The organism is Lacrimispora sp., assembly GCF_046972725.1.
In the GTDB taxonomy this organism is placed as follows: Bacteria; Bacillota; Clostridia; order Lachnospirales; family Lachnospiraceae; genus Lacrimispora.
In genome coordinates this window covers 260,705-274,489 of the sequence record NZ_JBKVXF010000003.1, presented here as the reverse complement: position 1 = coordinate 274,489, position 13,785 = coordinate 260,705, and the positions used below count along the sequence as shown (strand labels likewise).

Below are 13,785 nucleotides of genomic sequence, written 5' to 3'. Positions count from 1 at the left end.
AAGTATATCATTTCCTTATCTATAAAACAACATGACATTTTCTAAAATATACTTACAATATCTTTAATCATTCATTCCTAATGGACGTTTAGCCAATATGCTAATATTGTAATTTTATGATCTTGTTTCACGATAGTTCTCATCTTAGATTTGTACCATGGAACGCATACTAACCGAACATATAGCACATGCATAAAATTGAATAGAGCAAAACTTGTTCTATAATGAATATTGGGGTTTGCTTGAAAAGCATACTTTTTGTTATATTACAATACTTCTATAAGAAGCCTCTTAAATTTATTATCCCAATGAAAGTTTAATGATAGTGGAAGCCTCCCCTTGTAGATGTATCATAATTCTACAGCTAGCTCATATGAGGAAATATGTTTTTATGGCATCTGCCAGATGAATTCTTATCACGGACAGGAACAAGAATTCGATGACCGGATTTCTAATGCCAGAGGGTTTGCATTTCAGAATTCAAGAAATGTAAAAAATCTTCAATTTTTCAAGGAAAAACAGAGTGGGATCCAAAGAATCCCACCCCAACTATTGGCAAAGAGCCATATTAACAAAGAACCCGTTAAAAATACGGATAGACGCAGAGCAAAAGCTCCAAATCCCATATAGATTTGGAGCTTTTAGTTGTAGTAATTATTAGCTTTCTACAAATACTCTCTTGATCTCTTTATTAGACTTAACTTCATAGCAACGATCATCGCCATCTTTAGCTTTGCTCTTGCCCTTCTGTACTGTACCAGAAACATTCACAAGTCTATACTGAGTTGTTATAGTACCATCAGTGTGATCTTTTGCCAAATTCTCAACATCATAGTATTCATCATAATCTTTGTCTTTACCAGCAGGAATCACAGACGTAGCACCAATATCATCTAAGAATTGTTCTGTAGATAACATTTTAATCTCTTTGAATTTATCGCCGTCTTTAGTAATCTTAATCACGGAATACTTATCGTCTTTATCCGCTTTCATGAGCATACCACCTAAGTAGTATTTGTCATCATCAATACCGAACTTGCCCTGTCCTTTTGAACTTCCGGACTTATTAAACAGGAATGAGAAGCTATCGCCATCAATACTTACAGTTTGTTTGCCAGTTTTCATAGAACCGTCATCACTGCTTCCGAAATAATAAAGTCTGTAATCCATATTGTAGATATTAGACATATTTGCTTTAAAATCATCTTCAGTGTCGAAGTGATTATCAGCAATCTTATCGCTCTTCTTAATGTCCTCAATCTTAGTTGTGCTTCCTTCTACAAACTTAACAGCTCTTAAGCCATCCTGCATTGCACCATAATGATCAAATGCATATTTCTTACCATTAATGGTTTTAATCTCAGATGCAACCAGCTTACCATCTTTGTCTGAATAGTACCAATTGCTTGAATCATCATCATAATCACTTTCATTCAGGTAAGAATCAGGAACTACCTGGAACCAGCCTTTAGTAACTCTTGCACCGTCTTCTGGGCTTCCGTAATATCTGAAAGCAGTGGTATTTGTTGCAATTGCAGCTCTGTTTATAACGTTGCCATTTTCATCTTTTATTTCTGCCTGACTAGCAGTTGAAGGTGTAGCCTCCCAGTTTACCCACTCGGCATTCATACGGCCATATTTATCAAAGCTGTATTTTTTGCCATTGATGGTTTTGCCTTTTTCGTCAGTCATCTTCTTACCATTGCTCTTGAAGTAGAACCAACGTGTCTGATTTTCATCATCAAATACATTCTTGCTGGAGCCACCCTTCATGGCTTCTTCATAATCATTGTCTGTGATTTCTATAGAAACCCAGCCAATTGCCTGTGCACCATCATTTTCATCGCCACAATAGTACACACCATTCTGCCATTCATCTTCTTCAGTAGTTTCTCTCTCACCATCAGAATTGATCCAGCCATAAAGCATCTTGCCTTCATCATCAAAGATATATTTCTTGCCATTGATTGTCTTGAAAGAAGCACTTGTGCTTGTATCTGAGCTCTTATATGCCTTACCATTAGAGCCAAAATAGTACCAGTGATTTGCTGGTTCTTCATCATCATCGCCATAATCTTCATTCTCAACGGAAACCCACTTGTTGGTTACCATAGCACCGTTCTCATCTACATAGTAGTAGTTATCGTTGTACTCAACGATAGCATCGGTAGCCATCTCGCCATCTTCGTTTAAGTAGAACCAGTTGTCACCGGATTTCTCCCATTTCTCTGTTTCTAAATCTCCGCTCTTATCATAGTACACCCATGTACCGTTTTCTTCCTGCCAGCCTGTTGCTGCGAAAGAAGACATGGAAGCGCCTACTGCAAGCAGTGCTGCTGTAGATAAAACAGCAACTAATTTGGTCTGCTTTTTCATAATTAATGCACTCTCCTTTTTCTTTTTGATATACTTTTTGAAATTCCTAATTGCATTACGAGGTAATTATACTTCCTATAATGGAAATTATCAATACTTTTTTTACTTTTTTTGCATATTTTTCAAAAAGCAAAAAATATTTACATTTCCTCCAGAAGCTATCAATTCCTCCATCACATGGAACAGTATAATACATTTTTCAGGAAAATACTATAACATTTCTCTGTTCATTTTCTTACATAATCTTTACGAAATTGGATTTTATATGTAAAATTGTACTTTATTTCATACATGAAGGGGATTTTGCCCTGGATATGTATATTTTAGCAGGTTAAATCACTTTTTCTATCTATTTTTTACTATGCAAAACAGCTGTATTCCTATATTGCTTTTTACCTGCTGAATGGTATAATGTTCACATAGATCTTATAAGTTATTGATTTTGAACACATTCATTTTATATACGGAGGGTTAATTCTATGGACCGCAATGTCATTATCTGCCGCTCTATTTTGGAGAATCCGGCTGTTACACAGAGAGAGCTGGCAAAGGAGCTTCATGTTTCTCTTGGAACGGCCAACAGTCTGGTAAAGGAGTGCCTGGAGAAGAATCTGATTACAACCGGAAGGAAAAAGGATTCCTATGAGCTCCTGCCTAAGGGACAATCTTTATTAGATGAGAATAAAGTAGATGGGGCTGTTATTATTGCCGCAGGCTTTGGTTCCCGCTTTGTTCCCCTGACGTTTGAAATGCCAAAGGGGCTGCTTGAAGTATTCGGAGAGCGGATGATCGAACGTCAGATCCGCCAGCTTCATGAAGCCGGAATCACGGACATTACGATTGTGGTGGGATATTTAAAAGAGAAGTTTGAATATCTTATGGATAAATATCAGGTTAAGCTTTTGTATAATTCTGAATATTCAAAGAAAAATACGCTGGCAACTATTTATCATGCCCGTCACCTTCTGGAGGGACGGAATATGTATGTGCTCTCTTCGGATAACTGGATGAGACACAACATGTACCATGCTTATGAAAGCGGTGCCTGGTATTCTTCTTCTTATATAGAAGGGGAAACTTCTGAATGGTGCCTGAATTATAACAAAAAGGGACGGATCCTTGAGGTATTTGTCGGGGGGACCAATCAATGGGTGATGTACGGACCAGTGTTTTTTTCAAAGGAATTTTCCAGACAGTTTCTTCCCGTACTGGAGGGCTATTATCATCTCCCCGGAACAGAGCAGTTTTATTGGGAACATGTATATATGGAAATGCTTTCCGGAGAAGCTGCAAAAAGACTTCCAAAGCTGCCCCAGGCAAAACAGGAAATCCATATGTTTATCAACCGCAGACCGGCAGACGAGGTGTATGAATTTGAAAACCTGGAAGAGCTGCGCCGTTTTGACATTAAATATCAGCGTCATTCGGATAATGAAGCGATGGAACTGGTTGCCAGAGTGTTTGAAGTGCCGGAGTCAGACATTACGGAGATCCGGTGCTTAAAGGCGGGCATGACCAACAAATCATTTTTGTTTAAAGTTAAGAATAAACATTATATCTGCCGGATTCCGGGTCCGGGAACTGAGCTTTTGATCAACCGGCAGCAGGAAAAGGCGGTTTACGATGCACTCCATGGGATGGATATTACGGAAAAGGTGATTTATCTCAATGGGGAAACCGGTTATAAAATCGCAGAATTTTATGAAGGTGCTCATAACGCGGACGCGGAAAACGAAGAGGAAATCAAAAAATGTATGGCTCTTGTCCGGAAGTTTCACGGGTCCGGGTTAAAGGTTGAACATTCCTTTGATCTTAAGGAACGGATTGGATTCTATGAGAAGCTTTGCAAGGCCCAGGGGGATATTTTATTTGAAGATTACAGCATGGTGCGGCGGCAGATGTCAGAGCTTTTGGAACGGTTAGAGGGGCTGGGGCATAAAAAGGTTCTTTCTCACTTAGATACGGTGGTGGATAATTTTCTTATGCTGCCTGATGGATCGGTCCGTTTGATTGACTGGGAATATGCCGGCATGTGCGATCCCCTGGCTGACATTGCCATGTGTGCGATCTATTCCTATTATAATGAAGAACAGACTGACCGGCTTATGGAGATTTATTTTGAACGGAAACCTACTACGGAAGAGCGTTTTACCGTTTATGCCCATATGGCTCTCGGCGGTTTTTTATGGAGTCTTTGGGCGGTCTATAAGGCAGCGTTAGGAGAGGAATTTGGAGAATATACCATTATCATGTACCGGTATGCGAAAAGCTATTTTAAAAAGTGCAGCAATATTGTATTATAATGGCATTTTTGGAATTTTGTCTGCAAATCGTAATAAAATATTTAGGTATTATTACCTTTCCTATGCTATAATGGCATTATGTGTAAAAAGTAACGCTAGAACAGGAGGAAGAAATCGGTATGCGATATGGAAAAAAGGCGGCAGCTCTTTTGCTGGCAGGACTGATAGGGACTGCTTCCCTGGTACCAGCAAATACTGCCTGGGCGGCAACCGGATGGGTTTCGGAAGGATCTCAGTGGAAGTACCTTGACCAGGATGGGTCTGTTCATAAAGGATGGGTAAAGACATCAGACGGCACCTTTTATTTCCTTGATCTCTCCACTGGCTATATGGCTACCGGATGGAAACAGATCAACGGGAACTGGTACTACTTTCATTCCAATGGTGCCATGGCTACCAAGTGGATACAAAATGGCGGAAAATATTATTACCTGATGGATGATACCGGAATCCTTGTAAAGGGCTGGTTAAAGATCGGTAATGATTATTATTATATGAAGGGCGACGGCTCCATGGCCACCGGATGGCGGGAAATGGACGGCGGCTGGTATTATTTTAAAGAGAACGGAACATGTGTCATCGGTTGGGGGAAGGTTGGGAACGATTGGTTCTACTTCGGTTCTGACGGCAAGATGGTAACCGGATGGAAACAGATTGACAATTCTTATTATTATTTAAACGGGGATTCTAAGACTGTATTAGGAAAGATGCTGACCGGGTGGCTCAACGACGGCACCAATAAATATTACATGGATACCTCCAATGGGAAGATGGCTCATGGCTGGAAGCAAATCGACGGTTCCTGGTATTATTTTAATGATTCCGGACATATGATGACCGGCTGGATCCAGCTTTCCAATGTTTACTATTACCTTGATCCTTCTACCGGGAAGATGGCTGCTAACACAACGCTTACGATTGACGGAAAGAGTTATACATTTGCTTCTAACGGAGCATACCAGGGGAATGGATCGGTCCCGAATGCTGCTTCAGGAAATGAGCCTACGCCGTCTTCTACCCCTGCAGGCGGGGGGACAGGTACTGTACCGGGTGGCTCAGATTCCACAGGTTCCGGCAATTCCGGTCCGGGCGGGAGTTCCTCCGGCAATAATAATTTAAGCGGTACTCCTGGAAGTTCTACTAGCGACACACCGGGCGGCGGATCATCCAATCCTTCCAATAACGGTGTGTATCAATTGTCTCCGGGACTCACGACAGGTCCTGGCTGATCGAACTGATTGTTTATCTGTGTGGGTATCTGCACCTCGGCGCAGATATCCGCATTTTTTATTTCTACATTTTTTATTTCCGCATTATTTACTTAAGAAAAATGAAGTATAAAATAAACATTGTTGATAAGGAGGTTTCATTTTGAGACACAAAAAGATAGGGATGCGGTTTGCCGCAGCAGCGTTATACACCTTTATTGGAATATCGGCCGGATTCTATCCTGCTATGGATTCCTTTGCGGCGGCTGGTTACGAACGGGTCAACGGTTATTACCAGATGAGGGACGGTACTGTTCTTGACCGGGTCATTGCAAGAGGAATCGACGTTTCCAGGTGGCAGGGAAATATCGATTGGTCTGCAGTAGCGGCAGATGATGTCAGCTTCGTTATGCTGGGCACCCGTTCAAAGGGGATTGTAGACCCTTATTTTCACACCAATGTGCAGGGAGCTTCTGCGGCCGGACTGAAAGTGGGAGCCTACATCTACTCTCTGGCCACCACTCCTGAAATGGCAAGAGCGGAAGCGGATTTTGTTCTGGATCTGGTGAAGGAATATCCGATCTCATTTCCTATTGCATTTGACGCGGAGGACAGCGCAACACTTGGCACACTGCCTCCAAGCCAGGTAAGTGAAGTCATCAACGCATTTTGCAGCCGGATCGAAGAGGCAGGCTACTATCCCATTGTTTATGCCAATGACTACTGGCTGAGCAACAAGATCGATTTATCTCAGATGAATTACGATGTATGGGTCGCCCGCTATGAGGCAATGCACAAATATGCTGACCCCATCATGTGGCAGGTGACAAGTACCGGTTCCATTCAGGGAATCAACGGCAATGTTGATATCGATTTTCTTTATAAAGATTTAACGCCTAAGCTCCCTGGCAATCTGTGGAGGACCATTGGCAACAAAACCTATTATTATCAGAACTATTCTATCCAGAAGGATGCATGGATCAATGACGGGACCGGATGGTTTTATATGAATGGAGACGGCCAGAAAACAACGGGATGGTTTGAAAAGGATGATCAGCGTTATTATCTTGATGAAACTTCCGGACGAATGGCAACAGGCTGGAAGCAGCTTTCTGATCAATGGTATTTCTTTAACGGAAGCGGTGCCATGAACAAAGGCTGGCTTGAGGATAACGGCTCCCGCTATTATCTGAATTCTGATGGTTCCATGGCCTCCGGCTTTATGACGATCGACGGACAGCGTTATTATTTCAACGAATCCTCCGGCCATATGGCAGTGGGCTGGAAAAACCTGGACGGAAAATGGTATTACATGCATGACAACGGAGTTATGGCTACCGGCTGGCAGGATATTAACGGCAAACGGTACTTCTTGAAGGATGACGGAATTATGGCCACCGGCTGGCTGACGGAAGGGAATTCCAAATATTACTTATCGGACAGCGGAGCTATGACCACCGGCTGGGCGAAGCTTAACGACAGCTGGTATTACTTCCAGCCAAACGGAACCATGGCTACAGGTTGGATTAATGAAAACGGCACCTGGTATTATCTTGGAGCAGATGGCAGGATGCAGACCGGCTGGTTGGATGACCGGGGCACCAAATATTACTTAAGCACTTCTTCCGGTAAGATGACCGTTGGCTGGAGAGAAATCGACGGCAGCTGGTATTATTTCAATGAGGGCGGCGGTATGGCTACTGGTATGGCTGAGATCGGCGGCAAGCAGTATTATTTAAATCCGTCAGACGGTAAGATGGCTGCTTCCACTACCTTTGAGTTCAACGGCGTTTCTTATACGGCAGATTCTGATGGTGTCTGCACGGTAACACCACAGGAGACAGGTGATACAGGTTCTGCTCCGGCTTCGAATGAAACGGCTGCTCCTTCCGCACCTTCTTCCGATGAAGCTCCAAAGTCTTCGGAAAGTGCTGCAAAAGAAATCGGGCCTGGTATTCGATAAAAAAATGTAATAAAAAATACGATTTGAAAGGGTTTCTGCAAACCAGTCAAATCGTATTTTTTTCTTTACTTTTATTGCGGCATATGTTATATTTTATTTAGAGAGCAACCGCCCACAAGGTGGAAGCTTCCGGATGAAACTAATTAGCTCTCAAAGAGAGCCGCCTATCCTGCTGCTGACAGGGTAGGCTATTTTTTTGGCTTATTATCCCTATTATCTAAATAGGCAAGTAAAGCAATGAGGAAACTACCACCTAAAAACAATAATGTTAATATCTGATATGTATCCATCTGCCTCACCTCCCTTCTTTACCATGTTCCATATATGGAACACAGAAAATCCAGAAGGCAGCCACCCTGTACACGATTACTCCTGCCACTATTCTAACAATAAATTCTTAATATTACAATAAAAATCACTTCATTTTCTACCTTTTATCCTCTTCATCCACATTCATTGTCTCACCCACAATATAAATAGGCCTGTCTTTTAATTCTGCGAAAAGAATGGCGATATAATTCCCAATGATTCCTACAATCAGGAACAGGACTGAGAACATAAAGCATATCAGCACAATGGTGGTCGCATAGCCGTTGGGTGTGCCAATTCTGGCCCAGCTCCATATGGTATAGATCATCATGGCAAGGCCCATGATTCCGGCGCCACAGCCGGCATAAATACCCAGCTTCAGAGGGAGATTGGAAAAGCACATGATGGTATTTAAGGAAAAGGCAATGAGCTTTTTCATGCTGTATTTGCTCTCTCCTGCCACCCGCACTCTGGCTTCGTATTCAATGGTTGTGCGGCGAAAGCCGATGTTCTGCACATAACCGCGGAGGAAACGTACCTTTTCCCTGTAATTGTCCTTAAGCACTTTGCACGCCTTTTTCGATATTGCAAAAAAGTCAGAGGCATTGGGTTCAAACTTCACATCAGAAAGCACATTGATCAGATGATAGAAGGCAGAGGAAGCCAGATTTTTCACCCAGCCTGCAGATTCATTTTTAGTGCGGACCATATTTATGATATCATAGCCTTCTGTGAACTTCTTAACGATCTCCGGAAGATATTCCGGAGGATGCTGCAAATCCGCATCCATGCAGACAATGCCGTCTCCGGTGCTGTAATCAAGTCCTGCAATCATGGCAGCTTCATGACCGAAATTCCGGGAAAAGCTGATGACCTTTACGTTTGGATCTTCCAGGGACAGGCGGGTAAGCACTTCCATGGTGCTGTCCTGGCTTCCGTCATTGACAAAAATAAGTTCATAATCCCAGTCAAGTTTATTTAAAATACTGGCCGTTTCCTCATAGAACCGGTTGAGAGCCAGCTCTTCGTTGTAGCACGAGACTACGACCGATAGTGTTTTTTCCATATTTATGCTCCTCATGCAATGCCTTTTGTAATTCATCATTAAAAGGCCGCATCGTCGATTATTCTGCGCTTCCATCGGTGCGGAAGACACTATATCCGTTTTCCTTTAAAATCGTCAGCGCACTTCGCACCTTTGCACCGCTGTCTTTCCGGCCTGGACGGTATTCAAAATTTGCCCGAAGCTCGTCATCGGTATATTGTTCAAAATCACGGGCCATTGCTGCCCTTTTTTCAAAGTTCTCTAACCGGTAAGGGGCTTTTTTTATTTCGATATATGTGGTGTAACAATTCCCTGCCAGAAACAACGCACAGGCTCCGGCGGCGGCGAACCGCAGAAACGGAACGGCTTTCTTTCTTTTTACCGGAAGCACCAGAGCAAAGGTCAATAAAATTCCCAGAATTCCGGCCTGATACTGCAGTGCATATCTGGAACTCAGACCATAATTCTCCTTTAGGAATATCCATCTGGACAGTACGATGAGCACGTGATTGAGCCCGCCGGACACCAGGAGGATGAACGGAAGCACTGTCTTTTCATAAAGGCGGTATTTCCAGTTATACCAAAGAGCCAGCAGATAGAAACCTATGACCAGAAGTCCCAGTAAGAGAAAAGGAAAATTGGTATGAAAGATCTCTTCCGCCCGTTCTCCGCCGATGACCATGGAGGAAAAGGACTTTATAAAAAAGCGGACAAAAAATCCCGGGGTTTCTTTCAGCTGGTCGAATATCGAACCTGTGGCCGGTGCCGCATGATCCTCCACCGCGTAGGTATTGCTCCATAAATATAACAAAAGGGCAATCAGAGTGCTGATACCGTATATCAGATAACTCCCCTTTCCTTTTCCTTTTTTCATCAGAAAGAGAAATCCGCAGGCCAGAATGACAGTGACCGAGTAGATGGCACAGTATGGCCCTGCCACCAGCAGAGTGGTAACAAACGGAAGAAGAATTAGTATTCTCCGGTCCTTTGGTTTTTCTTCTCTGCTCCATACCCGGTCCAGAACCACGTAGTGGTAATAGAAGAAGGCAAAGGATAGGAAATGGGCCCAGCCGCTTCCATTGGTCAGCATCTCCCATTTATTCAGGCTGAATAATACCACCATCAGAACTCCAAACCAGAGAATGGAAAGATTTTTCCTGAAACAGTAGGCGGCCAGAACCATTCCCGATAATCCAAGGGCAAGAACACCTAAAACCCGGTCAAACATGATGTTATATCCGAAAAAGGATATATTGAGGATTCTTCCTATATAATTGACCGGTATCCGGGTCAGGATATCGGGCAGGAAAAACTTGTCCGGATTCCATACGTCAGGCAGATAACTGTTGACCAGGCGGACGTAATCAGAATAAATCCCGTCACAGGTAGCGGAAAAGACATACCAGAGGCCAAACACAGTCCCCAAAAGAGGGAAGAAATAATAAAGATATTTTCGATTCATGCCTTCACCTTCCGTCTTTTAATTTGCCGTTATATCAGCTACTACGGAAAGGCGGGTCTCCCCTCTCTGCTCCGTGGCTGCATCGTAATAAAAATTGCTTTCAAACGTTACTTCCGAAACCTGGGAGGGCGGTACATCGAATTCAGCGGTTACGGTGCTGGCATTGATGGGAATCACTCTCTGTTCACTGCCGTTGACCGTCACCACCATATGCTCCAGTCCGGTGATAACTCCGGGATAGTAGAATTTAAAGTAGATCTTTCCTTCTTTTCCTGCCATGATGCGGGCCTTGGCGCTCTGGTCCAGCCAGCCGTCTTCATAACAGCCATAGATCCGTTCAAACTTTAAGTTCCGCACAAAATCTGTAATATCCTGGAAGGCATCGTGAGCCGGATCCTCCCTTATAACCAGCATATTCGGGGTAATCAGACCGATGGAATTGATGGAGTCAATGAATGTGACTTCCGTTCCTTCTGCTGTCCTCTTTTTGTCAAAAGTCTTAAAAAAGGTCTGGGCGGTAAAGTCACTCATATCATAAGTATTGCCAAGGATGTATATCTTTTTCCCAAAAAGTTTTTCCTTGTATTTTCCGTAAGTCTCATCTGCAAGGGAGTTATAGCGGAGCTGGGAGGACCAGTAATACAGATTTTCGTATTTCCCCCGGTAAAAGCTCTCAATGGGAAGCATAAGAATCCCGTAAAGCAGAAACAGGCCGCAATACAAAAGGGGTCTGGTCAAATCTCCTGCTTCCTTTTTTGGTACTGTTACACCGCACATGTAAGCGGCAAACAGCCATGCAGCCGTCATGGATACATAGATCCATCTGGTTTCCACCCTTATGGTTACGCTTGAGGAGCCGATACAGAGTGCAAGGAATAAAAGGAACAGGCCAATGACCTTGAACCGTTTTTTCCGTTCTTTGCGCTCCCGGATCACAACGGCCAGGAAAATCACCGTCATTACAAGAAGAAAAAGGTCTGCCACCACCACAAAGACACGTACCCATGCAGGAGATGCGCTCCAGCTTAACCCATTTAGATGTTCCGGGCCTGCATTGATTCCAAAGATGTATAAGACCTGACTGAATGCATATGTTATAATGGATTGGATGCTGAAAGTGTCTGCCACTGTAGTTCCGCCGGTTCCGGCAGGAGAGATGCTTCCGATGGTGAAAAAACGGATGGCCTGAACGGCGGCAAACACAACGGTAATTAACAGCCACGGTGCTTTCCGGCGCTCCTTTTTCATAAGGTAAGCCGCATAAAAGAGAGGAAGGAGTACCATATAGCGTTCATGGATGAAGCAAACGCTGAAATACAGAAACATGGAAACAGGAATCAGGGCTTTTGGCGGCTTTTCCTCTGTCAGATAACGGTAAAGACAATAAAAAATGCCGATGGCCGCCCATAACGCCAGGCTTTCCATCAGGCCCCATACCTGGCTGATCTGATAATAAGACATTCGGGATAGCAGATATAAAATCCCACCCAAAAAGCCGATCGTCCATCTTCCGGACAGCCGTTTTGCAAACCGGTATACGGTAAATGCGATACAGACATTGATAAGTATATTTATAGGAACGAACCAGCCCATATGTCTGCCTACCACCATCAGCTCCAGCCATGCAGCCAGATTATAAACAAAACGGAACCGGGTGCTTCCTAAGGGGAAGACAAATTCACGGAACGACTGCTCTCCGTAACAGGACCAAAGATAGAGATCATCCATATAAAGCCCCTTTATCTCGATTCCCCGGTTTATGAAGAACGCAAAGGCCAGCAAAAGTACGGCTGCAATGACTTCGTCTTTCCATACCGCTTCCTTACCTATCCATTGTTTGTCTTTCATCTTATCCTCCTACCCGTAATTTAAAAAAACCGTTCTTCCAGCATCAGACAAAGTGCATGATAGATGGGAAGATGGAGTTCCTGAATCTTAAAGGTTTCTGTTTCCGGTACCACGATGGTCACACCGGCTGCTGTTTTCAGTTGTCCGCCGTCTTTTCCCGTAAGTCCGATGGTTTTCATGCCGAGAGCTTTGGCCGCTGCCATGGCATACATGACATTTTTAGAATTCCCGGACGTGGAGATTCCAAGAAGTACATCTCCTTTTTTCCCATAGCCATAGGTCTGCTGGGCAAAGATCAAATCTCCGTCCACATCGTTTAAGAATGCAGTGGAAAGGCCCGGGTGACCGGTCAGGGCAATGGCAGGAAGGCCGCCCTGAAGCTTTTGAGCCAGTTCTTTTCCCCGTTTGGGATCGGCTTCCATCAGTTTTTCTGCGAATTCTTCGGAAACAGCACGGCGTTTTACAAATCCCTTCATCAGCTCTCCGACGATATGCTCCGCATCGGCACAGCTTCCTCCGTTTCCGGCAATCAGAAGCTTTCCTCCGTTTTCATAGCAGGATTCCAGCACTTCATAGGCTTTTAAAATCTCAGCCCTGACACCGGTAAGGGCCGGATAACGCTCCATCAGTTCCTCCAGATACTTCATGGGTTCCATATGGTATTTCCTCCTTCTCGTAAGAGTATAAAATCAGCCGCTTCCTTCATGGAAGGGGCATAAAAATCGAAAGCCTTTTCTTTCTCTTCTTCCTTCATGGAGCCGTATAAATCCGCGCCATACCCGGTTCCTACCAATATGGAACTCACTCCATACCGTCTTCCGGCCTCCGTATCCAAAAGTTTATCCCCGATCATATAAGAATGAGCCTTATCCACGGAATAAAAGGCTTCTGCCATTTCAAACATTCCTGTCTCCGGCTTGCGGCAATGACATGCCTTTTTATATGGTCCGATTCCGTGTACCGGATGATGGGGGCAGTAGAAAAAATGGTCGATGGCAGCGCCTTCCCTTAAAAGATACTGATTTAAGGTCTGATGCAGGGACACCACATCTTCTTCCTTATAATATCCTCTTGCAACTCCTGCCTGATTGGTAACTACCACCAGCCGGAAGCCCTGTGCCTTTAAGCGTTTCAGGGCTTGTGCCACTGCCGGAAGGATCACAAGATCTTCCGGGCGGTGTAAATATTCCACTTCCTGATTGATGGTGCCGTCACGGTCTAAAAATACGATCTTATCCATAGCTTCCCGATTCTCCTGCTGCCTGATAACT

At 43.8% G+C, this 13,785-nt stretch carries 10 protein-coding genes; 3 read left to right on the top strand and 7 right to left on the bottom strand.

All coding sequences use genetic code 11. The annotated features are described in order from the left end of the window. Nucleotides 1-657 precede the first annotated feature (657 nt). Nucleotides 658-2,376 carry an N-acetylmuramoyl-L-alanine amidase family protein gene (locus ACLTWA_RS13735; protein WP_412328467.1) on the bottom strand — a complete coding sequence of 573 codons (1,719 nt, stop codon included), beginning with the start codon at nucleotides 2,374-2,376 and terminating at the stop codon, nucleotides 658-660. 479 nt (nucleotides 2,377-2,855) lie between these two features. Between ACLTWA_RS13735 and ACLTWA_RS13730 the strand changes: the two genes are divergently transcribed. From ACLTWA_RS13730 to ACLTWA_RS13720, 3 genes are all read left to right on the top strand, one after another. Then, complete coding sequence (locus tag ACLTWA_RS13730; RefSeq protein ID WP_412328466.1) at nucleotides 2,856-4,679, top strand: sugar phosphate nucleotidyltransferase; 1,824 nt, start codon at nucleotides 2,856-2,858, stop codon at nucleotides 4,677-4,679. A gap of 119 nt (nucleotides 4,680-4,798) precedes the next feature. Next, a complete protein-coding gene (locus ACLTWA_RS13725; protein ID WP_412328465.1) occupies nucleotides 4,799-5,908 on the top strand; it encodes a cell wall-binding protein in 1,110 nt (369 codons plus the stop codon). Nucleotides 5,909-6,050: 142 nt separating this feature from the next. Continuing rightward, a complete protein-coding gene (locus tag ACLTWA_RS13720) occupies nucleotides 6,051-7,850 on the top strand; it encodes a GH25 family lysozyme (protein ID WP_412328464.1) in 1,800 nt (599 codons plus the stop codon). Between the two features lie 188 nt (nucleotides 7,851-8,038). Here ACLTWA_RS13720 and ACLTWA_RS13715 read toward each other — a convergent pair whose 3' ends face one another. The 6 genes from ACLTWA_RS13715 to ACLTWA_RS13690 form a co-directional block, all read right to left on the bottom strand. Next, nucleotides 8,039-8,140 carry a putative holin-like toxin gene (locus ACLTWA_RS13715; RefSeq protein ID WP_412328463.1) on the bottom strand — a complete coding sequence of 34 codons (102 nt, stop codon included), beginning with the start codon at nucleotides 8,138-8,140 and terminating at the stop codon, nucleotides 8,039-8,041. A gap of 137 nt (nucleotides 8,141-8,277) precedes the next feature. Continuing rightward, complete coding sequence (locus ACLTWA_RS13710; protein WP_412328462.1) at nucleotides 8,278-9,225, bottom strand: glycosyltransferase family 2 protein; 948 nt, start codon at nucleotides 9,223-9,225, stop codon at nucleotides 8,278-8,280. A 58-nt stretch (nucleotides 9,226-9,283) separates the two neighbouring features. After that, entirely contained in the window at nucleotides 9,284-10,666 is a 1,383-nt protein-coding gene (locus ACLTWA_RS13705; protein ID WP_412328461.1) for a hypothetical protein, read from the bottom strand. Nucleotides 10,667-10,684: 18 nt separating this feature from the next. Continuing rightward, the gene (locus ACLTWA_RS13700) at nucleotides 10,685-12,514 is read right to left on the bottom strand and encodes a hypothetical protein (protein ID WP_412328460.1); all 1,830 of its coding nucleotides are present in this window, start codon (nucleotides 12,512-12,514) and stop codon (nucleotides 10,685-10,687) included. Nucleotides 12,515-12,534: 20 nt separating this feature from the next. Continuing rightward, nucleotides 12,535-13,170 (bottom strand): SIS domain-containing protein, encoded by a 636-nt coding sequence (locus tag ACLTWA_RS13695; protein ID WP_412328459.1) that lies wholly within the window; start codon nucleotides 13,168-13,170, stop codon nucleotides 12,535-12,537. After that, nucleotides 13,158-13,754: a D-glycero-alpha-D-manno-heptose-1,7-bisphosphate 7-phosphatase gene (locus tag ACLTWA_RS13690; protein WP_412328458.1), complete on the bottom strand. Its 597-nt coding sequence runs from the start codon at nucleotides 13,752-13,754 to the stop codon at nucleotides 13,158-13,160. The genes ACLTWA_RS13695 and ACLTWA_RS13690 overlap by 13 nt, the downstream gene beginning before the upstream one ends. Nucleotides 13,755-13,785 lie beyond the last annotated feature (31 nt).

What these genes read in the sequence shown, in the direction of transcription:
- ACLTWA_RS13735 (WP_412328467.1), bottom strand. Translation starts at nt 2,376, where the DNA reads ATGAAAAAGCAGACCAAATTAGTTGCTGTTTTATCTACAGCAGCACTG.
- ACLTWA_RS13730 (WP_412328466.1), top strand. Translation starts at nt 2,856, where the DNA reads ATGGACCGCAATGTCATTATCTGCCGCTCTATTTTGGAGAATCCGGCT.
- ACLTWA_RS13725 (WP_412328465.1), top strand. Translation starts at nt 4,799, where the DNA reads ATGCGATATGGAAAAAAGGCGGCAGCTCTTTTGCTGGCAGGACTGATA.
- ACLTWA_RS13715 (WP_412328463.1), bottom strand. Translation starts at nt 8,140, where the DNA reads ATGGATACATATCAGATATTAACATTATTGTTTTTAGGTGGTAGTTTC.
- ACLTWA_RS13710 (WP_412328462.1), bottom strand. Translation starts at nt 9,225, where the DNA reads ATGGAAAAAACACTATCGGTCGTAGTCTCGTGCTACAACGAAGAGCTG.
- ACLTWA_RS13705 (WP_412328461.1), bottom strand. Translation starts at nt 10,666, where the DNA reads ATGAATCGAAAATATCTTTATTATTTCTTCCCTCTTTTGGGGACTGTG.
- ACLTWA_RS13700 (WP_412328460.1), bottom strand. Translation starts at nt 12,514, where the DNA reads ATGAAAGACAAACAATGGATAGGTAAGGAAGCGGTATGGAAAGACGAA.
- ACLTWA_RS13695 (WP_412328459.1), bottom strand. Translation starts at nt 13,170, where the DNA reads ATGGAACCCATGAAGTATCTGGAGGAACTGATGGAGCGTTATCCGGCC.
- ACLTWA_RS13690 (WP_412328458.1), bottom strand. Translation starts at nt 13,754, where the DNA reads ATGGATAAGATCGTATTTTTAGACCGTGACGGCACCATCAATCAGGAA.